Annotated in this window: 2 protein-coding genes; one reads left to right on the forward strand and one right to left on the reverse strand. The window is 70.2% G+C overall.

Annotated features, from left to right (window positions below):
* A partial coding sequence (locus P409_RS34925; protein ID WP_034849584.1) for a GntR family transcriptional regulator occupies positions 1-214 on the reverse strand: 214 nt, incomplete at its 3' end.
* 172 nt (positions 215-386) lie between these two features.
* Here P409_RS34925 and P409_RS34930 point away from each other — a divergent pair.
* Positions 387-1,107: LacI family DNA-binding transcriptional regulator (locus P409_RS34930; RefSeq protein WP_034849585.1), on the forward strand; the 721-nt coding region annotated here is incomplete at its 3' end.

The raw sequence follows: 1,107 nt of genomic DNA on the forward strand, positions 1-1,107 counted from the left end.
CGACCAGCCCCTCGGCGGCCAGGGTGGTCAGGGCGGTGCGGACGGCTGCCCGGCCCAGGCCGAAGCGTCGGGCGAGGTCGGGCTCCGAGCAATCCGTTCCCGGCCGCAGCTCGCATTCGATCACGGCGCGGCGCAGGCGCTTCAGCGCGAAGGCCGCCTTCGGCTCGGCGCCCGGCGTGCGCGCCTGGGCGAAGGGCGAGGAATGATCGTACATATCCTGAGCGTGTCATTGTACGTGACATCTCACAAGCTGAATCTGACATTTCACTATAGATGACTGAAGAATATTTGCCGGTCGCCGGGCCTTCCGATGGACCGGACGGGGGTTGACCAGTGGCACCGGATCCTATTATCGTCACGATAATACGTATTATCAGGGATGGATGATGTCGGGGGAGAGCGTTCGGCTGACGCAGCGGGACATCGCCAGGCTGGCGGGGGTCAGCCAGGCGACGGTGTCGCTCGTGCTCAACCGGCGCGATGACGGCTCGGCCCGGATCCCGCTGGAGACGCGCGAGCGGGTGCTGGAGGTGATCCGGGCCACCGGCTATGTCGCCGACCCGGCGGCGCAGAAGCTGGTCGGGCGCCGCAACCACCTGCTCGGGGTGTTCACCTACGAGCCGGTGTTCCCGACGCTGCAGGCCGATTTCTACACACCCTTCCTGCTCGGCATCGAAGGGGCGGCGGAGCGGTTCGGCTACGACCTGCTGCTGTTCACCAGCGCGCCGGTGCAGGACGGGCGCCGCCGGGTCTTCCACGAGAACAATCGGCTGCGCCTGGCCGATGGCTGCATCCTGCTGGGCCGGACGCTGGACCGGGACGAGCTGGCGCGGCTGGTGGTCGGGCGCTATCCCTTCGTCGCCATCGGCCGCCGCGAGGATGCCGGCGGCCCGGTGCCCTATGTCGGCGCCGACTACGCCACGGCCACCACGGCGCTGGTGCGGCAGGCCGCGGCGCTCGGCCACCGCCGCCTCGCCTTCATCGGTCCGGCCGCCGGCGCCGAATCCTCCGACGATCGCTGGGCCGGCTTCCGCGCCGGGGTGCAGGAGGCGGGGGCCGAGGCGATCCACGAACCCGGCCTGGGCGACCCGAAGAAGCCGCCCCGCG

Source organism: Inquilinus limosus MP06, from assembly GCF_000767795.1.
Lineage (GTDB): Bacteria > Pseudomonadota > Alphaproteobacteria > DSM-16000 > Inquilinaceae > Inquilinus > Inquilinus limosus_E.